General features: G+C 71.5%; 20 protein-coding genes and 1 tRNA gene. 1 reads left to right on the forward strand and 20 read right to left on the reverse strand.

The features are described from left to right. Nucleotides 1-93: 93 nt before the first annotated feature. The 12 genes from IDM40_RS22885 to IDM40_RS22940 form a co-directional block, all read right to left on the reverse strand. Nucleotides 94-912, reverse strand: a complete 819-nt coding sequence (locus tag IDM40_RS22885) for an L-threonylcarbamoyladenylate synthase (RefSeq protein WP_193124106.1) — start codon at nt 910-912, stop codon at nt 94-96. 22 nt (nt 913-934) lie between these two features. Then, nucleotides 935-1,798 (reverse strand): peptide chain release factor N(5)-glutamine methyltransferase, encoded by an 864-nt coding sequence (gene prmC / locus IDM40_RS22890; protein ID WP_193124107.1) that lies wholly within the window; start codon nt 1,796-1,798, stop codon nt 935-937. Then, nucleotides 1,795-2,862 (reverse strand): peptide chain release factor 1, encoded by a 1,068-nt coding sequence (gene prfA, locus IDM40_RS22895; RefSeq protein WP_193124108.1) that lies wholly within the window; start codon nt 2,860-2,862, stop codon nt 1,795-1,797. Before prfA ends, prmC begins: the two co-directional genes overlap by 4 nt. Before the next feature lie 117 nt (nt 2,863-2,979). Further along, nucleotides 2,980-3,195, reverse strand: a complete 216-nt coding sequence (gene rpmE / locus IDM40_RS22900; RefSeq protein WP_017615179.1) for a 50S ribosomal protein L31 — start codon at nt 3,193-3,195, stop codon at nt 2,980-2,982. Between the two features lie 190 nt (nt 3,196-3,385). Beyond that, nucleotides 3,386-5,221 (reverse strand): L-lactate permease, encoded by a 1,836-nt coding sequence (locus IDM40_RS22905; protein ID WP_193124109.1) that lies wholly within the window; start codon nt 5,219-5,221, stop codon nt 3,386-3,388. Between the two features lie 216 nt (nt 5,222-5,437). Then, on the reverse strand, nt 5,438-7,444 hold the full coding sequence (rho, locus tag IDM40_RS22910; protein WP_193124110.1) for a transcription termination factor Rho: 2,007 nt from the start codon (nt 7,442-7,444) through the stop codon (nt 5,438-5,440). Nucleotides 7,445-7,881: 437 nt separating this feature from the next. Further along, nucleotides 7,882-8,820 carry a homoserine kinase gene (gene thrB / locus IDM40_RS22915; protein ID WP_407940039.1) on the reverse strand — a complete coding sequence of 313 codons (939 nt, stop codon included), beginning with the start codon at nt 8,818-8,820 and terminating at the stop codon, nt 7,882-7,884. A 97-nt stretch (nt 8,821-8,917) separates the two neighbouring features. Beyond that, nucleotides 8,918-9,976, reverse strand: a complete 1,059-nt coding sequence (gene thrC, locus IDM40_RS22920) for a threonine synthase (protein ID WP_193124112.1) — start codon at nt 9,974-9,976, stop codon at nt 8,918-8,920. A gap of 354 nt (nt 9,977-10,330) precedes the next feature. Continuing rightward, nucleotides 10,331-11,614 carry a homoserine dehydrogenase gene (locus tag IDM40_RS22925; protein ID WP_193124113.1) on the reverse strand — a complete coding sequence of 428 codons (1,284 nt, stop codon included), beginning with the start codon at nt 11,612-11,614 and terminating at the stop codon, nt 10,331-10,333. A 71-nt stretch (nt 11,615-11,685) separates the two neighbouring features. Continuing rightward, nucleotides 11,686-13,071: a diaminopimelate decarboxylase gene (gene lysA / locus IDM40_RS22930; protein ID WP_193124114.1), complete on the reverse strand. Its 1,386-nt coding sequence runs from the start codon at nt 13,069-13,071 to the stop codon at nt 11,686-11,688. Nucleotides 13,072-13,192: 121 nt separating this feature from the next. After that, the gene (locus tag IDM40_RS22935) at nt 13,193-14,251 is read right to left on the reverse strand and encodes a DALR anticodon-binding domain-containing protein (RefSeq protein ID WP_193124115.1); all 1,059 of its coding nucleotides are present in this window, start codon (nt 14,249-14,251) and stop codon (nt 13,193-13,195) included. After that, the gene (locus IDM40_RS22940; RefSeq protein WP_193124116.1) at nt 14,248-14,634 is read right to left on the reverse strand and encodes a response regulator; all 387 of its coding nucleotides are present in this window, start codon (nt 14,632-14,634) and stop codon (nt 14,248-14,250) included. The genes IDM40_RS22935 and IDM40_RS22940 overlap by 4 nt, the downstream gene beginning before the upstream one ends. Before the next feature lie 152 nt (nt 14,635-14,786). On the opposite strand from IDM40_RS22940, the gene IDM40_RS22945 reads away from it, so the two are divergent. Further along, nucleotides 14,787-14,858 (forward strand) — tRNA-Arg (locus IDM40_RS22945). A gap of 147 nt (nt 14,859-15,005) precedes the next feature. Here IDM40_RS22945 and IDM40_RS22950 read toward each other — a convergent pair. The 8 genes from IDM40_RS22950 to IDM40_RS22985 all read right to left on the reverse strand — a co-directional run bounded on the left by IDM40_RS22950 (nt 15,006) and on the right by IDM40_RS22985 (nt 23,563). Further along, entirely contained in the window at nt 15,006-15,788 is a 783-nt protein-coding gene (locus IDM40_RS22950; protein WP_193124117.1) for an IclR family transcriptional regulator, read from the reverse strand. Between the two features lie 22 nt (nt 15,789-15,810). Next, nucleotides 15,811-17,181, reverse strand: a complete 1,371-nt coding sequence (locus IDM40_RS22955; RefSeq protein WP_193124118.1) for a YjiH family protein — start codon at nt 17,179-17,181, stop codon at nt 15,811-15,813. Between the two features lie 241 nt (nt 17,182-17,422). Further along, on the reverse strand, nt 17,423-18,397 hold the full coding sequence (locus IDM40_RS22960) for an arsenic resistance protein (RefSeq protein WP_193124119.1): 975 nt from the start codon (nt 18,395-18,397) through the stop codon (nt 17,423-17,425). A 3-nt stretch (nt 18,398-18,400) separates the two neighbouring features. After that, complete coding sequence (locus IDM40_RS22965) at nt 18,401-19,228, reverse strand: MerR family transcriptional regulator (RefSeq protein ID WP_193124120.1); 828 nt, start codon at nt 19,226-19,228, stop codon at nt 18,401-18,403. A 99-nt stretch (nt 19,229-19,327) separates the two neighbouring features. Then, nucleotides 19,328-20,029, reverse strand: coding sequence for a carbonic anhydrase (locus IDM40_RS22970; RefSeq protein WP_193124121.1), 702 nt, complete (start codon nt 20,027-20,029; stop codon nt 19,328-19,330). Between the two features lie 256 nt (nt 20,030-20,285). Then, a complete protein-coding gene (locus IDM40_RS22975; protein WP_235997856.1) occupies nt 20,286-21,575 on the reverse strand; it encodes a WD40 repeat domain-containing protein in 1,290 nt (429 codons plus the stop codon). A gap of 290 nt (nt 21,576-21,865) precedes the next feature. Further along, complete coding sequence (locus tag IDM40_RS22980; RefSeq protein ID WP_193124122.1) at nt 21,866-22,297, reverse strand: PPOX class F420-dependent oxidoreductase; 432 nt, start codon at nt 22,295-22,297, stop codon at nt 21,866-21,868. A 324-nt stretch (nt 22,298-22,621) separates the two neighbouring features. Beyond that, nucleotides 22,622-23,563 (reverse strand): LysR family transcriptional regulator, encoded by a 942-nt coding sequence (locus IDM40_RS22985; RefSeq protein ID WP_193124123.1) that lies wholly within the window; start codon nt 23,561-23,563, stop codon nt 22,622-22,624. Nucleotides 23,564-23,744 lie beyond the last annotated feature (181 nt).

The following is a 23,744-nucleotide window of genomic DNA, read 5'->3' on the forward strand; positions in this document are numbered from 1 at the left end:
TACTCGGACTTCGCGGTCGGGTTCGGGGGCCGTCGGCCGGTGCCGGATGCCCCGGAACGCGTACACGGGGTCGGCCGGACCGTGGGCCCGAGCCTAACCCTCGGAGCGTCCCTCGGGGGTGTTCTCGGCGGCCGGGGCCTGCTCCTCGGCGGTGTCCCCGGGCTTCTCTCCGGTGTCTTCCGCCGGGGTCTCGGCGGAGCTCTCGGAACCCTCGGAGTTCTCGGCGCTCTCGTCGGCCTTCGTCTCCGCGCGCTTCTTGGGCTTGCGCAGCTCACCGATGACGGTGCCGCACACAGCGCGCAGCTGCTCGATGGAGATCGCACCCGTGCGCAGCACCCGCGGCACCGCGTAGGTCAGATCCACGATCGTCGAGGGGACCGCGGATTCGGTCGCGCCCCCTTCGAGGTAGACGGCGACGTCGGCACCGAGCTGCTCGTTCGCCTCCTCCGCCGTCGTGGCGGCGGGCTGCCCCGACTTGTTGGCGCTGCTGACCGCCATCGGGCCGGTCTCCTTGAGCAGCTCCAGCGCGACCGGGTCCATGGGCATGCGCACCGCGACGGTGCCCTTGGTGTCGCCCAGGTCCCAGGACAGGCTCGGGGTGGCCGTGCACACGAGGGTGAGCGGGCCCGGCCAGAACTCCTCCATGAGGTCGCGGCCGTGGTTGCCCATGTCGTCGACCAGCGCGGTGGCCGCACGCATGGAACCCACCAGGACCGGCGGGGGCATGTCGCGTCCGCGCCCCTTGGCCTCCAGCAGCCGTGCCACGGCGCCCGGGTTGAAGGCGTCGGTGCCGATGCCGTAGACCGTGTCGGTCGGCAGCACCACCAGATCGCCCCGGCGCACCGCCGAAGCGGCGTCGGTGACCCCGTCCTTGCGGGCGGTGTCGTCCGCACAGTCGTAGATGCGGCTCACCTGTCGTTCACCTCTTCAAGACTCAGCTGTCTGCGTCGGCCCGGCGCATGACCACGAAACGGTCGCGCCTGACCATGTCCTTGCGGTTGAGCACGTCGCGCCAGCCCCGGTCCTCGGGGAAGAACCACGGGATCTCGATGCCCTGGCCGTCGTGGTGCTCGACCGCCATCGCGCCGCCCGGGCGCAGCAGCCGCCGTCCGACCTTCTCCAGGTCGCGGATCATGTCGAGGCCGTCCTCGCCCGACCACAGGGACGGGGAGGGATCGTAGTCGCGGACCTCGGGCGGGATGGCGCCGGAGTCCCGGGTGGGGACGTACGGGGGGTTGCTGATGAGCAGGTCGACGCGCCCGTCCAGCTCCGACAGCGCGGTGCGCATGTCGTCCAGGTGCGCGGTCACACGGTCCGCGTGGCCGGTCTCGTCGATGTTGGTCTGGGCCCACTTCAGGGCCTCGGGATCGATCTCGACGGTGTGCACCCGCGAGCGCGGGACCTCCTGCGCGATGGAGATGGCGATGGCGCCGGAACCGGTGCCCAGGTCGACCACGAGCGGGTCGGCCACGTCCATCGAGCGCAGGGTCTCGATCGCCCAGTCGACCATGATCTCGGTCTCCGGGCGGGGGACGAACACCCCCGGCCCCACCTTCAACTGGAGGTAGCGGAAGAAGGCGTTCCCGGTGATGTGCTGGAGGGGTTCGCGGGCCTCGCGCCGGGCCACGCACTCCCAGTACCGGGCGTCGAAGTCGGAGTCGGCGACCGCGTGCAGCTCTCCTCGACGAACGCCGTGCACGAACGCCGCGAGTTCCTCGGCGTCGGTGCGTGGCGATCCCACGCCCGCTTCCGCGAGCCTCAATGTCGCGCGGGCGACCTCGTCGAGCAGGAAGTTCATGATTGAGCTGCTTCGAGCCTCTCCTTGGTGTCGGCGTCCACCAACGCGCGGATGACCCCGTCCAGTTCGCCGTCGAGGACCTGGTCGAGGTTGTAGGCCTTGTAACCGACCCGGTGGTCGGAGATGCGGTTCTCCGGGAAATTGTAGGTGCGCACACGCTCGGAGCGGTCCACGGTCCGGACCTGGCTCGCCCGCTCGGCGGCGGCCTCGGCGTCCTTGCTGGCCTGGGCCTCGGCGTAGATGCGGGCCCGCAGGATGCGCATGGCCTGCTCCTTGTTCTGGAGCTGGCTCTTCTCGTTCTGGCACGAGGCCACGATGCCCGTGGGCAGGTGGGTGATGCGCACGGCCGAGTCGGTGGTGTTCACGCTCTGGCCGCCGGGCCCGGAGGAGCGGTAGACGTCGATCCGCAGATCGTTGTCGTGGATCTCGACCTCGATCTCCTCGGCCTCGGGCACGACGAGCACGCCCGCGGCGGAGGTGTGGATGCGCCCCTGGGACTCGGTCACCGGCACACGCTGCACGCGGTGCACGCCGCCCTCGAACTTGAACACCGGCCAGACCCCGGTCCCGGGTTCGGGGTTGCCCTTGTTCTTGAAGGCGATGGTGATGTCCTTGTAGCCGCCCAGGTCGGAGTGGGTGGCGTCGATGACCTCGGTCTTGAAACCGAGGCGCTCGGCGTAGCGCAGGTACATGCGCACGAGGTCGCCGGCGAACAGGGCGGACTCCTCGCCGCCCTCGCCGGCCTTGACCTCCATGATGAGGTTCTTGTCGTCGGCGGGGTCGCGCGGGATCAGCAGCACACGCAGGCGTTCGGTGAGTTCGTCGGCCTCCGTGGAGAGGCGGTCGGCCTCCTCGGCGAAGGCGGGGTCCTCCGACGCGAGTTCACGCGCGGCCCCGATGTCGCTCTCGACCTGCTTGAGCTGGCGGTAGGCCTCGATGATGGGGGTGAGCTGCGAGTACCGCTTGCCGAGCGTGCGCGCCTTGTTCTGATCGGCGTGCACCTCGGGGTCGGCGAGCTGCTGCTCCAGCTCGTAGTACTCCCCCAGAAGATCGTCCAGCTTCACTGTGCCACGTTCCCGTCCTGTATCGCTTGCCTCGCCTGGTTGTGTGTCACCCCGCCGTGTGAGGGCGGTGGTGCGCACCGGCGGCGCCTCCCCGGCGCCGCCGGACAGCGGGCAGCGCTACTTGGCGGTGCGCTTGCCGAAGCGCTTCTCGAAGCGGGCGACCCGGCCACCGGTGTCCAGGATCTTCTGCTTGCCGGTGTAGAACGGGTGGCACTCGGAGCACACGTCGGCACGCAGTTCGCCCGCGGTGAGGGTGCTCCGCGTGATGAAGTGGGCGCCGCAGGTGCAGGTCACTTCAGTCGGAACGTACTCGGGGTGGATGTCGGACTGCATGGTGTGTCTCCTCTTCAGGGGCGCAGCCGCCGGACGCATGCCGAGCGCGCCACCCTGAGGGTGGGGATGTGTCGGGACCATGCGCGAACCGGTGCCGCGGCGATCTGGGTAGTGAGGACAACGGCGCCCGTGGGGCGGACCGGTCCTCACTACCAGTTTGCCAGACTCACAACGATGCCGGGACCAGTCCCTATTCCGGACGGCCCCCTCCCGCGCCGGGCCTCGGCAGCCGTGTGTGCTCGGGGACCGGCAGCTTGGCGTCCCTGCGTTTGAGCCAGGCGAGGAGCGCCGCCAGGGCCGCGAGCGTCGCGGTGAGCATGATCGTACCTGCGTGCAGTGCGACCCCGTTGACCAGCACGTAGGCCAGGGATCCGGTGACGAGCAGGTAGTAGGTCATGGGCAGCACGGTCTGGCGCAGCACGTCGCCCTCGCGCCCGACGAGGCCGACGACGGCGGACGCGGCCACGACGTTGTGCACGGTGATCATGTTGCCCGCTGCGCCGCCGGCGGCCTGGGCGGCCACGACGGACTCGGGCGGTGCGGCGATCCGGTCGGCGGTGGCGTGCTGGAACAGGGAGAACATGAGGTTGGAGACGGTGTTGGACCCGGCCACGAACGCGCCGAGCGCACCGATCCACGGTGCGACGAGCGGCCAGTCGGTACCGCCGAGTTCGGCGGCCCCGGCGGCCAGGGTGAGCGGCATGCTCTCCAGTCCGGTGTCACCGAACTCGGCCCCGGTGTTGATGAAGACCCGCACCAGAGGCACGGCGAAGAGCAGGGCGACGGCGGCCCCGGCCAACTGGGATCCGGCCATCTTCCACGAGTCCAGGATCTGGCGCCGGCCCATGCGGTGCAGGCCGTAGGTCACCAGGCTCACGAGGATGAAGGTCGCACCCGGTGAGAACAGCGGTTCCACGGCGTCGCCGATCCCGGTGCCGAAGATGTCGTCCCAGCTGAGCGTGGCGCCCTCGAGCCAGACCTTGAGCGGCTCGATGGTGCGGGTGATGACCAGGACCGCGGCGACCATGAGGTAGGGCGCCCAGGCGCGCAGCAGCCCGATGCGGTGTTCGGTGCTGACGGCCTCGGAGCTGCCGTCGCCGGACTCGATCTTGCCGGTCCAGCGCGCGAGCCAGTCCTCACGGGGCGGGAAGTCCCAGACGGTCTTCGGCAGCAGGAACCCCTTGCGGGCCGCCAGCACGACGATGACCAGGCCGGTCAGACCGCCGAGGAGGCTGGTGAACTCCACCCCGAGGAAGTAGTTGTACAGCACCGACGGGATCGTGAGGGCGAAGGCGGCGAAGAGCGCGAACTTCCAGGCGCCGAGGCCGTCGGAGAAACGGCGTTCCTTGCCGTAGAACCCGCAGAGCATGCAGCAGATGAGCAGCGGGACGAAGGTGCCGGCGCCGGCGTGCAGGAGAACGGTCTGGAAGCCGATCTCGGAGATGTACTCGGGGAAGCTCATCCCGAGAGCGGCGGCGCGTTCCTCCACTCCCCCGCCGCCCTCGAGGCCGCCGGAGACACCGACGAGGACCGGTGTGCCGACGGCACCGAAGCTGACGGGGGTGCTCTGGATGACCATGCCGACCATGACGGCGGCCATCGCGGGGAACCCGAGCGCGAGCATGAGGGGCGCGACCACTGCGGCGGGGGTTCCGAAGCCGGAGGCCCCCTCGATGAAGCTGCCGAAGAGCCAGCCGATGATGATGGCCTGCACCCGGCGGTCGGGGCTGATGTCGGTGAAGGTGCGTCTGATGGTCGCGATGGCCCGGCTCTTGGTGAGGGTCGCGAGCAGGAGCAGTGCGCCGAAGATGATGTAGAGCAGGCCGACCGCGAGGATCAGGCCTTGGATGCTGGAGGCGAGGACGGCGACCCATTCGGTCTGCCAGAAGTAGACGGCGATACCGACGACGACGATGTATCCGACCGGCATCGCGTACATGGCGGGCAGCCGGAACCCCACGAGCAGGATCCCGACGAGGACGATGGGGGCGAGGGCGAGAAGGCTGAGTACGGCGAGGTGGTCCATCCAGACGGCTCCCTGGCATGGGGGGTACTCGACGCCGCGATGCTAGGGGTGATCCCCCTGGGGCGATACACCCCTTCTGTGATCCGAGACACACAAGTGATCTTTTCCGGGCCGCGGTGCCTCCATCTCGCTATGTGGAATGCCTGGGCGTCGCCGCACACACGAGAAGGGGCCCTCCGCCGCGGGAGGGCCCCTTCGCCGTTACCGGATCCCCGATCAGGTGGTCTTCTGCACCTGCATCAGGAACTCGGCGTTGGTCTTGGACTCCTTCATCTTGTCCAGGAGCAGCTCGACGGCCTGCTGCGTGTCGAGCGCGTGCAGCACCCGGCGCAGCTTCCAGACCACGTTGAGCTCCTCGTTGGACATGAGGATCTCTTCCTTACGGGTGCTCGAGGCGTCCACGTCGACCGCGGGGAAGATCCGCTTGTCGGCCAGGGACCGGTTGAGCCGCAGCTCCATGTTGCCGGTGCCCTTGAACTCCTCGAAGATCACCTCGTCGGCGCGCGAACCGGTCTCGACCAGCGCGGTCGCCAGGATGGTCAGCGAACCGCCGCCCTCGATGTTGCGGGCCGCACCGAAGAACTTCTTCGGCGGGTACAGCGCCGTGGAGTCCACACCGCCGGACATGATGCGCCCGCTGGCCGGTGCGGCCAGGTTGTAGGCGCGGCCCAGGCGGGTGATGGAGTCCAGCAGGACCACGACGTCGGTACCCATCTCCACCAGGCGCTTGGCGCGCTCGATGGCCAGGTCGGCGACGGTCGTGTGGTCCTCGGCGGGACGGTCGAAGGTCGAGTGGATGACCTCGCCCTTGACGGTGCGCTGCATGTCCGTGACTTCCTCGGGACGCTCGTCCACGAGGATCACCATGAGGTAGCACTCGGGGTTGTTCTCGGTGATCGCGTTGGCCACCGACTGCATGACCATCGTCTTGCCGGCCTTGGGCGGGGAGACGATGAGACCGCGCTGCCCCTTGCCGATGGGCGCGACCAGGTCGATGATGCGCGTGGTCATGATGCCGGGGTCCGTCTCCAGCCGCAGGCGCTCCTGCGGGTAGAGCGGCACGAGCTTGGAGAACTCCTGGCGGCCCTTGGCCTGGTCGGGCGACATGCCGTTGACCGAGTCCAGGCGGACCAGCGCGTTGAACTTCTCGCGGCGCTCGCCCTCGCGGGGCTGGCGCACCGCACCGACGATCTGGTCGCCCTTGCGCAGGCCGTGCTTGCGCACCTGGGCGAGGGAGACGTAGACGTCGCTCTGCCCGGGCAGGTAGCCGGTCGTGCGCACGAAGGCGTAGTTGTCGAGGATGTCGAGGATCCCCGCGACCGGCAGCAGGACGTCGTCGTCGCCGATGACCGGGTCGGCCTCCTGGCCTCCCCCTCGGCGCCGGTCCCGGCGGTCGCGCCGCCGGCCGCGACGGCGTCCGCCGCCTCCGCCGAAGTCGTCGTCGTTGTCCTTGTTGTGGTCGCGGCCCTGGTTCTGACCACCGCCGCCCTGCTGGGCGTTGTTGTTGTTCTGGTCGTCGTTGCCGCCTCCGCCGCCGCGGTTGCGGTTACGGCGGTTGCGCTGACGCTCGCGCCCCTGACCGGACCGGTTGTTGTTCTCCCGGTCCTCAGAGGCGTCGGGGCCGTTCTTCCGGGGGGTGCTGGATGTCTTGGTCACGCTGCTCGCGGAGGTAGAGGAATCGGCGCCGTCCACCGCTCGGGGCTGCTCACCGGAGTCGTCACCGCGGTTGCGGGACGAACGGCGGTTCCGGGAGGGCTTGTCGCCCTTCCCGCCCTGGGAGTCGGCCACGGCCTGGTCCGACGGCTGCTCACCCGAGGACTTCTTGTCGTCCTGGGTGTGGTCCGAGGCCGTCTTCTCGGAGGCCGGGACCTCGGCCGATCCGCCGGTGTCCCCGACCTTACCGGCCTTGGGCGCCGGGTCGGCTTTCTTTGCTGATTTGGGCTTCGCCGGGGCGGCCTCGACGGGTCCCCCCTGCTTGGCCTCGATCGCGGCGATGACGTCGCTCTTGCGCATGCGCCCCGTACCGGTGATGCCCAGGCTCGACGCGAGCTTTTGCAGCTCGGGGAGCTTCAGAGCCGCGAGCCCGGTACCCCGCGTACTCGCGCGGGACCGAGACGAGGAGGTGGCGTTCGACGCCGACTCACCGTTCTCGGCACCGGAAGCGTCGGTGGTGGCTTTGCTGTCGACCGCCGCGTCCGTGTGGAGCTCGGTTGTGTCGCTCACTAAGGGTCCTTCCCAAGGAGCGGGCTTCGGCCGTCAGCGGGTCGCTGGAGCGGCCGGCCCGTGTGTTGCGAACCGGCAGGGGCCGGGTAGGGCGTGCCCCACGTCGGTCGGAACCGGCGAGAAGACGGTCCCCTACCCAATCGCGGCGGGCTCTGGGTATGGCCAGACGTCGGGGCGGGTGGCTCGGTGATGATGCCCGTCAACCTTGGCCACACTCATCCGGGGACGAGGTGACTGCGGAGAATGAAGGGCGAGATCGCGGAGAACCGCTGACTCACCACTCGGGCCACCGCCTCCGCGCGATCGTAGGACCGGACCGCCGGAGTATGGGACGCGGGTGCCGTCGTGGCGGATGAGCACACGCCCCGCAACGGGGCATCTGGTGCTTCACCAAGCCTAACATCACCAGCGGCCACGGCTATTCCTCGACACGGAAGCTACGGATGGGGAGATGGGGTCCACACCCCCGCCGGCTCGACGTGCAGGGGGCGTACGTCCCAATCATTACCCGCCCTCCGCCGGATCGAATCAACCTGCCCGGCGATTTCCGGCGATTCCGGGGCGGCCTCGCCCTCGGGGACCGAACACAGGACGAGCACGGTGGGCCCGGCCCCGGAGACCACGGCGGGCAGTTGCCCGTGTTCTCTGAGGTCAGAGACGAGGTCGAGAGTGCGGGGCATGGCCGGGGCCCGGTACGACTCGTGTAGCCGATCCCGGGTGGCCGCGTACAGACCTTCGGGGTGGCCACAAACGGCCGCGGTCATGAGCGCCGCGCGCCCGGCGTTGAAGGCCGCATCGGCGTGCGGGACGGTCTCCGGGACGAGTCCCCGCGCCTGTGCGGTGGAGACCCGCCAGTCGGGCACACACACGACGGGCAGGATGCGCGGGTCCACGGGCAGGGAGACCGCGCCCCACCCCTTGCCCTCGCGGTAGGCGACGGTGTAACCGCCGTACACGCAGGGCGCCACGTTGTCGGGGTGGCCCTCGATGTCGGCGGCGACCCGGTAGATCCAGTCGCGGTCGGGGCCACCGTCGGGCCCCGTGCGGCCCAGCAGTGCGGCGGCCGCGGCGACCCCGCCGACGATCGCGGAGGAGGACGACCCGAGCCCGCGTGCGTGCGGGACCCGGTTCACGCAGGTGAGGTCGAGGCCCGGGGCCTTCTCCCCCACCCGGTCGAAGGCCTCGTGCAGCGCGCGGACCACCAGGTGGCGTTCGTCGAGCGGGACCTCGCCGGCGCCCTCTCCCCGGACGACGACCGTCAGCTGGTCGTCGTCGCGGAGGCGGACCTCGAACTCGTTGTACAGGCGAAGCGCCAGGCCCAGGGCGTCGTAGCCGGGGCCGAGGTTGGCGCTCGTTGCGGGCGCGTGCACCGTCACCCGCGTGGGTCGGGTCATCGTGGCTCCTCGATGGGGCGCCCCGGGCGCGGACCCGGGGCGTATGCGGTGCGGGACGGCGGGGGCGCCGCCCGCGGAGTCAGACGAGGCCGAGGGCCTTGGCGGCGGCCTGGGCGTCGACGGGCACGGTGGTGGCCGCGCCCGCGCCGGCCAGGGCCCAGTCCGGGTCCTTGAGGCCGTTGCCGGTGACGGTGCAGACCACACGGCTGCCCTCGGGCACGAGCCCCTGCTCGGCGGCCTGGATCAGGCCGGCCACGCTCGCCGCGGAGGCGAGCTCGACGAAGACGCCCTCCTCGGCGGCCAGGAGCTTGTAGGCGGCCATGATCTGGCGGTCGGTGACCTTGTCGATGAGGCCGCCGGACTCCTCGCGGGCGTTCTCGGCGAGGTCCCAGGAGGCCGGGTTTCCGATGCGGATCGCGGTGGCGATCGTGTTGGGCGCGGTGACCGGAGCGCCGTCGACCATGGGCGCGGAGCCGCTGGCCTGGAACCCGAACATGCGGGGCTTGTGGGTGGAGACGCCGTCGTCGGCGTACTCGGAGTAACCCATCCAGTAGGCGGAGATGTTGCCCGCGTTGCCCACCGGGATGCAGTGGATGTCGGGGGCGTCGCCGAGCGCGTCGACGATCTCGAACGCGGCGGTCTTCTGGCCCTGGAGGCGGTACGGGTTGACCGAGTTCACCAGCGCGACGGGGTAGTCGATGCTGAGCTTGCGGGCCAGTTCCAGGCAGTCGTCGAAGTTCCCGTCGACCTGCAGGAGCGTGGCGCCGTGCACGAGCGCCTGGGCGAGCTTGCCCATGGCGATCTTGCCTTGCGGGACCAGGACGGCGCACGTCATGCCGGCACGGATCGCGTAGGCGGCGGCGCTCGCGCTGGTGTTGCCGGTGGAGGCGCAGATGACGGCCTTGGCGCCCTCCTCGGCGGCCTTGGTGATCGCCATGGTCATGCCGCGGTCCTTGAAGGAGCCGGTCGGGTTGAGACCCTCCACCTTGAGGTGGACGTCGCAGCCGGTCAGCTCGGAGACGCGCGTGGCGGGAAGGAGCGGGGTCCCGCCCTCCTGAAGGGTGACGACGGGGGTCTTCTCGTTGACGGGGAGGCGGTCGCGGTATTCCTCGACGACGCCTCGCCACGCCCGTGCCATGCTCACGACGGTGTCCCTTTCGGGTGTTGGATGACGCTCCACGCGCGATTGGTCCGGTGGGTCCCGGCGCGAGTGCGTGGGCTCCCACCTGCCCAAGAGTCTATGGGCATCGGGGGACCATCTCGAATCGCGGGCAAGCGTCTCGGGATATGGGCATTCGGGTGCGCAGCGGGTGCACAGCACGCACGCCGAGGGCCCGCCCGGCGCCCGGAGGACGGGCACCGGACGGACCCGAACCCCGTAGAGCCTGCTCTCGATTTGAGCTCGACCCCCGAACCCATGGGCTACTGCACCGAAGGTGTCCGTTGAGGGTTGGTGGCGGGCGACGGGTGGGAGGAGCGGAGGCCCGAAGAACTACTCGAAGTTCTCCACGCGCATCACACTCGCGACCTCGCGCACGACGTCGTCCTCCTGCAGCCGTTCGACGGTGCTGCGCAGGGCGGCGTCGGGCGCCTGGTGGCTGACGAGGACGAGCTGGGCGTCGTCGCCGCTGCCCTCCTGGCGCACGTTCTTGATGGAGACCCCGTGCTCGGCGAAGGTCTGCGCGACCGTTGCGAGCACACCGGGACGCTCGGCCACGTCGAGGGCGACGTGGTAGCTGGTGACGGTCTCACCCATGTCGTGCACGGGCAGTCCGGTGTCGTGGCCGCCCTCGCCCACATGGGTGTCGGCGAGGCGGTTGCGGGCCACGGCCACCATGTCGCCGAGCACGGCGCTGGCGGTCGGGGTGCCCCCGGCGCCGGCACCGTAGAACATGAGGCGTCCGGCCGACTCGGCCTCCACGAAGACCGCGTTGTAGGCCTCCTTGACGCTGGCGAGCGGGTGGTCGACGGGCAGCATGACCGGGTGCACACGCACCCCGACCGACTCCCCGTCCTCCGAGCGCTGGCAGATCGCCAGGAGTTTGACCACGCAGCCCATCGCCCGGGCGCTGGCGATGTCGGCGGCGGAGACGCCGGTGATGCCCTCGCGGTGCACGTCGGCGGCGGTGACCTGCTGGGTGTGGAAGGCCAGGCGGGCCAGGATCGCGGCCTTGGCGGCGGCGTCGAAGCCCTCCACGTCGGCGGTGGGGTCGGCCTCGGCGTACCCGAGGGTCTGGGCCTCCTCCAACGCCTCGGTGAACCCGGAGCCGGCCGAGTCCATGCGGTCGAGCACGTAGTTGGTCGTGCCGTTGACGATGCCCAGCACCCGGTTCACGCGGTCCCCCGCGAGGGAGTCGCGCAGCGGGCGCAGCAGCGGGATCGCCCCGGCCACGGAGGCCTCGTAGTAGAGGTCGACGCCGGCCTCACGCGCGGCGGCGTGCAGGGTCTGGCCGTCCTCGGCGAGCAGGGCCTTGTTGGCCGTGACCACGGACTTGCCGGCCTTGAGGGCGGTCAGCATCAGCGTGCGGGCCGGTTCGATGCCGCCGATGACCTCGACGACCACGTCGATGTCGGGCCGGGTGACCAGGCCCGTGGCGTCGGTGGTCAGCAGCGCCGGGTCGACACCGCGGTCCCGGTCGAGGCGGCGTACCGCGATGCCGCCGATCTCCACCGGTGTGCCCACGCGCGCGGCCAGTTCCTCGGCCTGCTCGTCGACCAGGCGGACGACTTCCGAACCCACTACGCCGCATCCGAGCAGCGCCACCTTCATCGCCATTTGGGCGTGACTCCCACTTCTCTCGTGTCCGTGACCTCGCGCGGCCGGGGCCGCTCCCGGGGACGGACGTTTCAGCCGACGTCGAGGCGGAGCAGGTCCTCCTCGGTCTCCCTCCGCACAATGACCCGGGAGTCCCCGTCCCGGACCGCGACCATGGCCGGACGCGGCAGATGGTTGTAGTTGCTCGCCATCGAGTAGCAGTACGCACCCGTGGCCGCGACCGCGACCAGGTCCCCCGGCCGCAGGTCGGCGGGCAGGTACAGGTCGTGCACGATGATGTCACCGCTCTCGCAGTGCTTGCCGACCAGGCGCGAGAGCATCGGGTCGGCCTCGCTGACCCGCGAGACCAGGCGGCCGGTGTACTCCGAGCCGTACAGGGCGGTGCGGATGTTGTCGCTCATGCCGCCGTCGACGCTGACGTAGGTGCGGATGCCCTCGACGTCCTTGACGGTCCCGACCTCGTAGACGGTGATGCCGGCGGGGCCCGCGATGGCCCGGCCCGGCTCCACGGCCAGGCGCGGGACCGGGAGACCGGCCTCCTCGCACTCGCGCTGGACGATGGTGGTCAGCCCGGCCGCGATGGTCTTGGGGTCGAGCGGGTCGTCGGCGGAGGTGTAGGCGATGCCCAGGCCCCCGCCGAGGTCGAGCTCGGCCAGGGTCACGTCGAGCTCCTCGTGGATCTGAGTGAGGAAGCGTGCGACCCGGCGGGCGGCGACCTCGAACCCGGAGGTGTCGAAGATCTGCGAGCCGATGTGCGAGTGCAGGCCGACCAGGTCGAGGTGGTCGGCGGCCAGCGTGCGGCGGACGGCCTCGGCGGCGGCGCCGGTGCTCATCGCGAAGCCGAACTTCTGGTCGTCGTGCGCGGTGGCGACGAACTCGTGCGTGTGCGCCTCGACGCCGGTGGTGACGCGGATGAGGACCTTGGGGCGTGCCCCGGCCTCGGCGGCCACCGACTCCAGGCGGTCGATCTCGTCGAGGGAGTCGAGGATGATGCGGCCGACCCCGGCCTCGACGGCGCGGCGCAGCTCGGCCACGGACTTGTTGTTGCCGTGCATGCCGATGCGCTCCGGCGGGACCTCGGCGGCCAGGGCGACGGCCAGTTCACCGCCCGAGCACACGTCGAGCTTCATGCCCTCCTCGGTGACCCAGCGGGCCACGGCCTTGGTGAGCAGCGCCTTGCCGGCGTAGTAGACGTCCGAGCCGGCGAACGCGGTGCTGTAGTCGCGGGCCCGGGCGCGGAAGTCCTCCTCGTCCATGACGAAGAGCGGGGTTCCGTGGGTGCGGGCGAGTTCCCCGACCCCGATGCCGCCGACGGTCAGCTCGCCCTCGACACGGCGTGACGTGGCGGGCCAGACCTTGGGGTCGAGGGCGTTGAGGTCCTCGGGCGGCAGTGGCGGGTTCTCCTCCGGCAGGACCTCCGCGTGGCGGGATCCGGCGGGGTGCGCGTAGCGGCTCATGATGGGCTTTCGACTGGACTTTCGTCTGTGCGGTGGCGGAGGGCGCCCCGTCCATTGTCCACCAACCCGACCGGGACGAGAGGGTTGGGTCGGGGGCGTGCGACTGCGGTGCCGGCGGGCCCTACAGCCTCGTGGGCGCGGACACACCGAGAAGGAAGAGCCCCGTGCGCAGGACCCCGGCGACGGCGGCTGGCAGTGCCGGGTCCGCGGCGGCCCCCTCCGCCCGCGCGGCGGCACGGGGACACGTCCGCCAATCATCGTAGGCACTGGCCAGCCCCTCCAGGTATCTCACCAGGATATGGGGTTCCTCTCTGCGTGCGGCCGAATCGAGCGCGCTGGGGCCGTCGAAGAGGCGCCCTCTCAGGGACGCCGCGTGCACGGGGCAGGCCGCTGGTGGCCCTGAGCCCTGGGCGGTCCAGCGTTCCTGGCTGGTGGCGTGGGCGTGGGCGTAACGCAGGCGGAAGGCCGGGTTGGCGTCGGTCAGACGGGACCAGGCGCCCGGCCGGTCTGCGGAGGGCAGCACGGGCAGATCGTTGCCGGTGGTCTCGCTGTCGCGGGGGCGTTCGGGGACGGAGCGGCAGAAGGCCACACGTGCGCTGTCCTCCCCGACGGCGCCCAGGGCCCGGGCGGCCTCGGAGAGCAGTTCGGTCTCGTCGCCGTCGCGGTAGGGGTCGCGCCAACCGACGTGCTCCTGCCCCGGGCCGGGCGGGGGGTCGTCCGAGTCCAGGGCCAGGGTGATGCGGGCGCGTGCGTCGGCGCGGGCGTGCCTGCGTGCCTGGGCGAGCGGGCCGGCCTCGTGGAGCGCGGTGCGCGGCCAGACGCCCTCACCCGTCCAGGTGCGGCCGGTGAGCCAGCGGGGGCCGTCGGCGGCGGCGCGGACCATGCGGGTGCGCTGCTCCGCGGTGAAGGTGACGTTGACGAACCCGCGCCGGTCGCCGCTGACACCCGCGTATCCGGGGCGGAGTTCCTCGGCGAGGCGGCCGCCGACCCGCGCGGGGGCGTCCTTGGCCCGGGAGGTGCCCACCAGGCGGACGATGCGGGGCGCGAGCGGGGAGGCGGCGTCGTGGCCCTCCTGTGCTTGTTCGGCGCGCGGCCAGGCGAACGGGACCTGCTGCGGGTCGAGGTCGAAGGCGCGCACGGCGGCGCCGCGGACCTCGGCCTCCAGGGACCACGGGGTCACTCCCGCTCCCCCTCCAGCAGCCCGCGCACGATCTCCACGAGCGCGTCGGGGTCGAAGGGTTTGGTCAGGTAGGCGTCCACCCCGATGCGCTCCCCGTGCCTGCGGTCCTCTTCCTGTGCACGCGCCGTCACCAGCACGACCCGGCAGTGGAGCTCGTCCTGGCGGGCACGCAGGCGCTCGGCCGCGGTCCAGCCGTCCAGGCGCGGCATCATCACGTCCAGGGTGACCACGTGCGGGTCGACGTGGTCGACCTGGTCGAGGCAGTCCTGGCCGTCGACGGCCGTGAACACCTCGAAGCCCTCGAGTTCGAGGTTGAGGCGGATGAGTTCCCGGATCATCTCGTCGTCCTCGACGACGAGAACCCGTGCGGGTAGGGCGTTCACGGGCGAGACCCTACCGCCGCCGGGTGAACGTGCACCACTGGAACGGCCGAACGGCGCGTGGCGATGCAGGATCCGGGCACGGGGCCGTGTGCCCGGGTTCTCCGAGTGGACGAGGACCCCGCAGCCCCTGCTACAGTTGGTCCCGCAAGCGCGCCCCCTTAGCTCAGGGGATAGAGCACCGGCCTCCGGAGCCGGGTGCGGAGGTTCGAATCCTCCAGGGGGCACAGCTACAGGGCCGGCGGGAACACCCCGCCGGTCGGCAGGAGAGGCACCCTTCGGGGTGCCTTTCGTGTTTCCGGGGTCCGGGTCCGGCGGAGGCCCGTCACACGGGCCCGCGCACGACGGTGTGATGTGCGCGACCCCGGCACGGATCAGGTGCGGGCCCCGCGCCTACGGCCGGGGCGCCGACCACTGAGGCGGCGGGTGAGTTCCCGTGCGACCGCGCGGGCGTCCTCGGCGAGCGCGGTCAGGGGCACCGGATGGGTGCTGGGCACCGTCAGGCCGATCGCCGCGACGGGGGTGGCGTTGTGGTCGAACGCGGCGGCCGCCACCGAGGAGAAGCCCGACGTGACCTGCCCCTGCTCGCTCGACCAGCCCTGTCGGCGCTCCTGGGACAACACCTCGCGCAGTTCACCCGGCGTGGTGGGGCCGAGCCCCGTGCGGGCGACGAAGCTGTCCCGGTCGGGGTAGAGGGCACGCACCTGGACGCGGGGCAGATGGCACATCAGGGCGCGGCCCGAGGCGGTCAGGTGGGCGGGCAGCCGGACCCCGACCGCGGTGATGAGGGTGGCGACGTGGGGCGGGTGCTCCTTGAGCAAGTAGAGCGTGTCGGCGCTGTGCAGGATGCCGAGGTGGGCGGTGGCGCCGGTCTTCTCGGTGAGTTCGCGCAGGAGGGGCCGGGCGAGGCGTTCCAGGGGTTCGTGCCGCATGTAGGCGGAGCCGATCTCGAAGGCCGCGATGCCCAGGCCCCAGCGGTGTTCCTCGGGCAGATGGGTGACGAAGCCGTCCTCGGCCATGGTCTCCAGGAGCTGGTAGACGCTGGAACGCGGCAGGTCCAGGTCGGCGGCGATGGCCGTGGCCGGCACCGGTCCTGAGCACGTCGCCAGGTGGCGCAGGATACGCAGGGCCCGAGTGGCGGCCGGTACGCGGTTCATGCGGCGATTGTTCCACCCGGCCTCACTGAGCAACGAGGAAGACGACGTGGGTGATCCCCGCGACCAGGGGGATGGCGAGCAGGGTGCGCAGGAAGAAGAGGACGATGCAGTCCCGCAGGCGGATCGGGATGTCCAGCTCCAGCAGCAGCGGGATCGTCGCGGAGAAGAAGAACAGCTGGCTCAGGGACAGCACGGCGACGAAGAACTTGGCCTCGACGGCCAGCCCCGTACTGATGAGGGCCGGCAGGAACACCTCGCTGATGCCGATCAGGCTCGCGGGGGCGACCGTCTCCGCGTCGGGGATCCCCATCAGGGCGATGACCGGTTCGAGCGGGCGACCGAGCCAGGTGAACAGCGGCGTGTGCTCGGCCACGAGCACGGCGAGCGTGCCGATCGCCAGGATGGTGGGCAGGATGACCAGGGCCAGGCGGATCCCCTCGGTCACCGCCCGGAAGCACTCGCGGGCGATGCTGTCGGCGTTCGACGCCCGTTCGACCGCGCGGCGCACCGCGGCCCGGGCGAGGGATCCCTCGGGGGCCGACTCGGGCTGCGGCTCGGCCACGTAGTCGTCGCGGATCCGGGACAACGGCGGGATCCGGGCGAGGACCACGGCGAGCACCACGCACACCAGCAGGACCGAGCCCACGATGACGGGAAAGAACCGCATCAGGTCCAGGGTCGCGGTGGCCACGGCGAAGAAGCCCAGGCTCACACCGCTGAAGCACGTCGCGAGGATCACCGCCTCACGCGCGCTGTACCGGCCTTCCAGGTACATACGGTTCGTCACGTACAGGCCGACCGAATAACTGCCCACGAACGAGGCCAGCGCGTCGAGCGCTCCCCGGCCCGGGACCCGGAAGACCGGCCGCATGAAGGGCCGCGCGAAGGTCCCCAGGAACTCGAGCCCTCCGTAGGCGAGCAGCAGGCTCACGAACACCGCACCGATCGGCACGATCACCCCGACCGCCATGACGACGGTGGAGAAGATCATCGGTCCGACGCCCTCGTCCAGCACCGCGGCCGGGCCGACGCCGAAGACGATCATCACCGCGAGGACGGCGCCCAGCAGGCGGACGGCCGTGAACACCGGGCCGGTCCCGAACGCGCGGAGGTCGAAGCGTTCGGTGGAGAGGGTTCCGCGGCGCTGCAGGGCCGCACCGACGGTGAGCACCGCGGCGACGAGGATCGCCGTCAGTGCGTAGTAGCGGACCGCGGTCGGGAACCCGTCGGTGATACCGCTGACCAGGAGGTCGAACAGGATCGTCCACTGTCCCCCGACCGGGATCGGCAGGAGGAAGAACACGAGCCCGATCACGGTGGCCGCCACGAACCTGACACGTCCACGTGCTGGGCTCACCGCAGTGGCCGGCGGGCTCTCGACAGGTTCGGGCATGGCGGACCACCTCCAGGAACGGGAAAGACGCGCGGGGGGACCGGGTCTTTGCGCTGCGCCCCATTCTGTGTGTGAGTCGCGCCATACGAGCGGGCCCTGGGCGCCCCTTGTCCGGACCGCCATGGAAATATCCGCTCTGACCTGGAAAAACGCCGCGGGCGCAGTCTCAGATCTCAGACACAGTCTGTTCGCGCACCCCTGGTCCGGGGGTGCGGGTGGGCCGCGTTCCGGAGGGCCGGGGTCAGCGCCGGGCGGTTTCCTCGGCGTGGGGGTCGCGCACGCGCACGAGCTGGGCCAGGAGCGCCAGCACCGGCAGCTCCAGGAGCGGGCCCACGACGAGCGCGACCGCGATCAACGGGCGGTCCGGGAAGGCCGCGACCGCGATGGCCAGGGCGATCGGCGAGTTCCGGGCGGTGGCCGTCATCGTGAGCGTGACCTTCTGCGCGGCGGGCAGGCGCAGGAGCCGGGACAGGCCCACCGAGACCAGCGGCAGGACGACGAAGAAGACCGCGAGCGGCAGCAGTAGGGCGAGCAGGTCGGCGGCGTGCTCCAGGACGGTGCGGGCCTGCCACGCGAACATCGCGAACACCGCCGCGTAGAGCAGCGGCAGCACCACGTTCCCGGCCGGCGCGACGACGTACCGCTCGCGCCAGTCCTCTCCCTTGAACCGCGCCGACGCCCACCGCAGCAGGAGGGCGAGGGCCAGCGGGACCACGAGCACGAGCAGGACCGACTCGGCCAGGGTTCCGGCGTCGACCATCGCGGCCTCGCCGCCCAGCAGCAGCACGTACACCGGCAGCAGGAGGAGCTGCAGGACCAGGTTGACCGGCAGGAGGGCGGCGGCGATCCCGGTGTGGCCGCGCGCCATCGCGGTGAAGACCAGGTACCAGTCGGTGCACGGGGTCACCAGGAGCAGGAGCAGTCCGATGCGCAGGTCGGGTTCGCCGCCCAGCAGGCCGGCCCCGAGGGCCCAGGCGAGCGCCGGGGTGAACACGAAGTTCAGCACGAGACTGGCCACGACCACGGTGCGCGCCCGGCGCACCTCCCCCACGTGCGCGGCGTCCATCTGCACGAAGACGGCGGTGAGCATGACGAGCAGCGCGGGGAGCACGACGTGCTCGGCGGCGGGGCCGATGGGCAGGGCCAGTCCGGCGCCGAGGCCGGCGAGGGCGGCCACGGCGACGAACAGGCTCTGGAGGCGTTCGGCGAGGGACACGGGTCAGGTCTCCACGGTGTGATCGAGCGCGCCGAGCAGGCGGGCGGCCTGCCCGGCGGGGGTGCAGGTGTCGGGTCGGTGCCCGGGGTGCACCCGGACGTGCAGGTGCACGCGCCGCGGGGTGAAATCGATGCGCAGATCGAGGAAGGAGCAGCACTGCTGTTCGGCGGCGGCCAGGTCGGCCACTGCCCCCGCGCGTTCCAGGGGCAGGTCCCAGGAACAGCCGTGCTCCCTGGGTGTGCGCGTCGCCTCGCCCAGGAGCTCGCGCCACCGGTCCATGCGTTCTCGGTGGTCGTGCTCGGCCAGGAGGCAACGCGGGCCGGGGCCGTCGAGGAGCGGCAGGGCGGCGCGTGTCCCCGAGGCAGGGGCGGTGGGGTCGGTGGGCCCGGACGCGCGCGGCTCGGCGGCCCGAGCCCCGGGCGCCATGGCGGTGAGGAACTCGCACCCGGGGTCGCACGGCGCGTCCCGGTCGGGCAGCCGTTGCAGGCGTTCCAGGGCCGCACGGAGCAGGGCCTGGAAGTCCTCCACCTCGGCGGCGCGGGCGCGGGCCTCGGCCAACCGGTGTTCCAGCCGCGGCCCCAGGGCCGACCTCACCCGCGAACAGGGGTGCGCCGACCACAGGGCCGTCAGCTCCGCGATGTCGTCGAGGGCCAGACCCAGGCGCTTGGCGGTGGTGATGAACACGAGCCGGTCGAGGGACCGTTCGTCGTAGAGCCGGTACCCGCCGGGCGAACGCTGCGCCGGGAGCAGGCCGCGTTCTTCGTAGTAGCGCAGCGTCGTGGCCGGGACGCCGGAGCGTTCGGCCAGGTCGGAGACGCGCATCAACACCATGCGCACACGTTAGGCCTTCGAGTCGACTCGAAGGTCAACACGATCGGACCCGGTTCGGGCCCGATCGTGTGTGTACCGGCGGAAGCGGTGGGCGCGCGTTCAGCGCCAGTCGACGTGTGAGGTGGCGAGGTCGTAGTGGGCGGCGACGATCTCGAGGCTGCCCCCGTCGACGAACTCGCGGAGTTCCTCGTCCTGCCGCAGGAGCCCGGCGATGTGGTCGGCGTTGGCGCGCACGCAGGCGTCCAGGAACGCGTCCTCGTCGCCGTCCTCGGGGACGGACTCCACCACCGGCAGGATCTCCTCCACGAGGCGCCCCACGTGGCCGTCCGGGAGCTCACCGGTGTGGTGGGCCTCGACGGCGGCGTCGACGGCTCCGCACGTCGCGTGCCCCATGACCACGATGAGCGGCACTTCGAGGTGCTCGACGGCGTAGACCAGGCTGCCCATGACCGACAGGTCGAGGACCTGACCGGCCGAGCGCACGGTGAAGAGGTCGCCCAGGCCCCGGTCGAAGACCAGTTCCGGGGGGACACGGGAGTCGGCGCAGCCCAGCACGAGGGCGAAGGGGTTCTGGCCTTCCACCAGCTCCTCGCGCCGGTCGCCTCCCTCGTTTGGGTGTTCGGAGGCGACGGCGCGCCAGCGCTGGTTGCCGGCGCGCAGGAGTTCAAGGGCTTCGTCCGGGCCCCGGGTCAGGGGGTCGGCGTCGGCCAGGGCGGGGGCGGCCTGGACGGAAGTGGCGAAGGCGGCACCCATGCCGCCGACGAGCGACGCACGCAGGGCGCCGCGACGGGTGAGGGACATCGGTACTCTATTTCGTTCTGTCGGGGAGTGGGACGGCCTGAACCGGACCGAAGCTACTCCCGCTCCACAGAATGCGACAAGAGCCACTAACGCCATCTTGACGCCGAATTCGAGCATTCACGAATAAATGCGTATCGCCTTCGGGGCGAAGGGCCCGAACGCACGGAACGCCGCCGGCCCGGGGCGTGAACCCCGGGCCGGCGGCGTCGGTGTCGGAGGCGCGGTGCGGCTCAGGGCCGTTCCCGCGCCGGGACCGTCACAGGTCCCAGACGTAGACCTCCCCGAGGGTCTCGGTGGCCACGACCCGCGAACCGTCGTCGGTGATCGCGACGTCCACGAACTGGGAACCGGCCTCCTCCAGGGTCTGGACCACTTCGCCGGCCTCGATGTCCCACACCTTCACGGTGCCGTCGTCGGAGGACGTCACGGCGGTCGTGCCGTCGTCGGAGGCGTCGATGCCGGTGACCTCTCCGTCGTGCTCGGTGAAGGAGTAGAGCTGCTCGCCCAGGTCGGCGTCCCACACGATGACCTCGCCCGTGTTGTCGACGCTGGTCACGGTGTTGTTGGCGGTGAACTCCACACCCATGACCCAGCCGCTGTGGCCGTCGAGCGTGTCGATCTCCTCCTCCGCGGCGACGTCCCACAGCACGACCGTCTGGTCGTCGGCGGCGCTGGCGAGCACCGTTCCGTCGTTGTTGAACGCCACGTCGCGCACCCAGTCGTCGTGGCCGTCCAGGCTGGCGACACCGGACTCGTCGGCCACGTCCCACAGCTTGACCTCGCCGCGGTCGTCACCGGCCGCGACCAGGTTGTTGTCGGGAGCGAAGTCCACACCGCGCACCCAGTCGTCGTGGCCGTCGAAGGACGCCACCTCGGTGCCGTCGGCGTCCCACACCGTGACGGTGCCGTCGTCGCCGCCGCCGGCCAGGTAGGAGCGGTCGTCGCTGAAGTCGAGGGAGAGCACCCAGGTGTAGCTGGGCATCGAGATCGTGCCGTCGGACGCGTTGCTCTCCATGTCCCACAGCGGGATCTCGCCGTCGATGGCGGACTGGGCGATGAGGGTGCCGTTGCCGGTCACCGCGACCGCCTCCGGGTCGCCGCCCGGGTCGATGACCTGGGCCTCGCCCGCGGTCGTCGGCCCGCTGCCGCCTCCGCCGCCGCCGTCACTGCCGCCGCCGAGGGGACCGTCACCGGAGTCGGATCCCACGAGGATGAAGATGCCGGCCGCGATGAGCGCGAGCACCATGAAGACGGCGACGAGCACGATGACGAGCACCGGACCGCCGCCCTTCTTCTTCGGCGGGGGCGGGCCGCCGTAGGGCTGCTGCCCGTAGTCGGGCGCGCCGTACTGGGGTGCGCCGTACTCGGGGCCGTAGGGCGCGCCGCCCGGGCCGTACGGGGGTCCCGGGGGACCCTGCGGCGGACCGGGAGGCCCGGGAGGGCCGCCCTGTCCGGGAGGGAAGCCGGGCGGACCGTACCCGGGGGGCTGGCCGGGCCCGTATCCCTGGGGGTCGCCGTACGGGCCTTGGGGTGGCGGGTTGCTCATGACAGCTCTCTTCGGGACTACAGAAACAGGGGAAGGGAGATGTGCCGTCCGGCCGTCCCCGCGCAAGGGTTCAGGTGTCGCGGTGAGTGGGGGACGATCCGCTCATCATGACAGCACTCACCGATCTACGCGGGGTTCGGACCACGGGTGGGTGCGGGCTGCGCTGCCCGCACGGTTTCTCCGATGCGGGGCGCGTTGTCCTGGTTCCCGGGTGACGGACGTGAATTTCGGGACCGAGTCCCCGAAAGCCCGGGTTCGGTTGTCGCGGCTGGGTTCCGGGCCCGGAAAACTCAGCCGATGTGTTCGCCGTAGACACGCTCGACGGCGAGCGTGATGAGCACCCTGCGGTCATCGACCATGACCTGCCGGTACTCCTCCCAGTCGGGGTGCTCCCCGGCGGCGGCGCGGTAGTAGTCGACGAGCGCCTCGACCTCGGGGCCGTGCGGGTCGTCGCCCGGGCCGGTGATGGTGACCGTGCCCTCGGCCGTCGCCCACGCGCGGCCGTCCGGGCTGGTGACCTCGAGCGCCGAGCGGGCGTCGCGGCGCAGGTTCGCGGTCTTGGCCAGGCCCTCGCGCGAGGAGACCCGCACGACGCCGGCCCCGCGGTCGTAGTGGGGCTGGACCGGGGACAGCTGCGGACGGCCGTCGGACTTCAGGGTGGCGAGGACCCCGAGGTTGCTCGCGGCCAGCAGGGCGTGCGGGTCATGGGGCTGGGAGGTCACGAACGTCCTCTTCCGTGTCGGAGTGGTGCGGCCGGTGTGAACGGTGCGCATGGTGCTCCGCCGTTCACCCCCTGTTGTACCGGCGGGCGTGGGCGCACACCACGGTTACGCGCGGCCGGAACCGGACCCCGGCCCCGGGAATGCGCGCAACGGCCCCTGGCGGCGGCGGGGCGGCGCGGGGGCGGAGATGCAGGAGGCGCGCGAAGCACACAAGACGTGGGAGATGCACGAGGAACGGACAGCGCGGAAGACGCGCAAGAAGCCGAGACGCATGGGGCACGGGAGGCGTGCGAAGCACGCGGGGCACTCGGGCCGCGTGTCGAATCAGCACGTGTCCCGAGCCCCGGCGCTCGCCCCGGGCCATGCGCCCGACGCCACGAGCTCCCGCGCCACATCGGCCACGTGCGCGGCCACCGCCCGCACCGCCGGGGGCACGCGCCGCCCGAGCGGGAGCCCCAGCACCACCGACCGCGAGACCTCGGGCCCGGTCAGCGGCGCACCGGACAGGGTTCCGGCCGCGATGTCCGGCGCGACCCCGGCCGCGGGCAACACCGTCCACCCCTGCCCGGCCTCGACGAGGGCCTTCTGGATGCGCATCGCGTTGACCTCCGTGACGACGGTCGGCCCGGTCCCGTCGTCCGGCCGGGCCCGGTCGATGAGCACGCGGAGCCCGTGTCCGGCCACCGGCAGCACGAGCGGGTGCCTCCACGCCTGCGCCCAGGGCAGCGGGCGTTCCGGGGACAGCCCGGCCTCCGGCGGCGCGACCAGCCACAGGTTCTCCTCCGCCAGCGGGGTGACCGACAGCGAGGGGGTCGCCGCCAGGTCATAGAGCAGGGACAGGTCCACGTCCCCGTCGTCCAGCCAGCGCTGCAGGTGGCCGCTGTACCCGCTCATCAGACGCAGTTCGACACCGGGGTGCAGCTCGGCCAGCCCGCGCACCAAGTGCGGCGCGAGCAGGTCGACCGTGCTCTCCAGGAGCCCCAGCCGCACCACCCCGGACACCTCGCGCGGACCGGGGCGGATCTCGGTGCGCACCAGGTCGAGTTCGTGCAGGGCTCGGCGCGCGTGCTCGAGCAGGACCTCGCCGGCCTCCGTGGGGACCATGCCCTGGTTGGTGCGGTGGAACAGGGGCGCCCCGAGCTCCTCCTCCAAGGTGCGGATCTGCCGGGTCACCGCCGGTTGCACGACGTGCAGGCGGCGCGCGGCCGCGGTGACGCTCCCCGTCTCGCTGACCGCCACGACCGCGGTGAGCTGCCGCAGCTCCATCGCCGTCCCTCCTGACCTGGCGCCATGACGTGTGTGCACCTGGGTATCACGAATCAACATTTCCCAGGGCCGGAGATCAGTGCACATGATGGGCGGAGTCCGTCGTCCGTCCGAACCGGCCGTGGTGCCCCGCGGTGCCGCCGTTGCACCGCCGTTCCCGCCGAGGGGCCGGCCCCGCAGA

The organism is Nocardiopsis coralli, from assembly GCF_014892575.1.
Lineage (GTDB): Bacteria > Actinomycetota > Actinomycetes > Streptosporangiales > Streptosporangiaceae > Nocardiopsis > Nocardiopsis coralli.

What these genes read in the sequence shown, in the direction of transcription:
- IDM40_RS22950 (WP_193124117.1), bottom strand. Translation starts at nt 15,788, where the DNA reads ATGAACCGCGTACCGGCCGCCACTCGGGCCCTGCGTATCCTGCGCCAC.
- IDM40_RS22985 (WP_193124123.1), bottom strand. Translation starts at nt 23,563, where the DNA reads ATGGAGCTGCGGCAGCTCACCGCGGTCGTGGCGGTCAGCGAGACGGGG.
- IDM40_RS22905 (WP_193124109.1), bottom strand. Translation starts at nt 5,221, where the DNA reads ATGGACCACCTCGCCGTACTCAGCCTTCTCGCCCTCGCCCCCATCGTC.
- lysA (WP_193124114.1), bottom strand. Translation starts at nt 13,071, where the DNA reads ATGAGCCGCTACGCGCACCCCGCCGGATCCCGCCACGCGGAGGTCCTG.
- thrC (WP_193124112.1), bottom strand. Translation starts at nt 9,976, where the DNA reads ATGGCACGGGCGTGGCGAGGCGTCGTCGAGGAATACCGCGACCGCCTC.
- IDM40_RS22975 (WP_235997856.1), bottom strand. Translation starts at nt 21,575, where the DNA reads ATGAGCAACCCGCCACCCCAAGGCCCGTACGGCGACCCCCAGGGATAC.
- IDM40_RS22970 (WP_193124121.1), bottom strand. Translation starts at nt 20,029, where the DNA reads ATGTCCCTCACCCGTCGCGGCGCCCTGCGTGCGTCGCTCGTCGGCGGC.
- IDM40_RS22925 (WP_193124113.1), bottom strand. Translation starts at nt 11,614, where the DNA reads ATGGCGATGAAGGTGGCGCTGCTCGGATGCGGCGTAGTGGGTTCGGAA.
- IDM40_RS22955 (WP_193124118.1), bottom strand. Translation starts at nt 17,181, where the DNA reads ATGCCCGAACCTGTCGAGAGCCCGCCGGCCACTGCGGTGAGCCCAGCA.
- prmC (WP_193124107.1), bottom strand. Translation starts at nt 1,798, where the DNA reads ATGAACTTCCTGCTCGACGAGGTCGCCCGCGCGACATTGAGGCTCGCG.
- rpmE (WP_017615179.1), bottom strand. Translation starts at nt 3,195, where the DNA reads ATGCAGTCCGACATCCACCCCGAGTACGTTCCGACTGAAGTGACCTGC.
- IDM40_RS22965 (WP_193124120.1), bottom strand. Translation starts at nt 19,228, where the DNA reads ATGGTGTTGATGCGCGTCTCCGACCTGGCCGAACGCTCCGGCGTCCCG.